1 protein-coding gene is annotated in these 372 nt (G+C 66.9%); it reads left to right on the top strand.

Annotation, left to right across the window (positions count from 1 at the left end; all coding sequences use genetic code 11):
* Positions 1-56: 56 nt before the first annotated feature.
* Positions 57-372: ATP-binding cassette domain-containing protein (locus D8Y23_RS16640; protein ID WP_128219113.1), on the top strand; the 316-nt coding region annotated here is incomplete at its 3' end.

The raw sequence follows: 372 nt of genomic DNA, 5'->3' as shown, positions 1-372 counted from the left end.
GGTTCGCCCGCCCCGCCGCTTCACCTGTCGCCCCGCGGGCGACGGAGGGAGACACCATGACCGAACCGATCCTGCGCATGTCAGGGATCTCGAAGTCGTTCAACGGCGTCCCGGCTCTCGCCGACGTGTCGGTGGACGTTCACCGCGGTGAAGTGCACGCGATCTGCGGCGAGAACGGCGCGGGCAAGTCGACGTTGATGAAGGTGCTCAGCGGGGTCTACCCGGTGGGCAGCTTCGACGGCACGATCACCCTCGAGGGCCAGCCGGTCGCGTTCCGCTCGATCAACGACAGCGAGGCCGCCGGCATCGTCATCATCCACCAGGAGCTGGCTCTCAGCCCGTACCTCTCGATCGCCGAGAACATCTTCCTCG

Origin of the sequence: Microbacterium enclense (genome assembly GCF_004022425.1) — a bacterium.
Taxonomy (GTDB): Bacteria; Actinomycetota; Actinomycetes; order Actinomycetales; family Microbacteriaceae; genus Microbacterium; species Microbacterium enclense_A.
The sequence above is the reverse complement of the archived record's forward strand: the minus strand, read 5'-3'. Positions and strand labels throughout refer to the sequence as shown.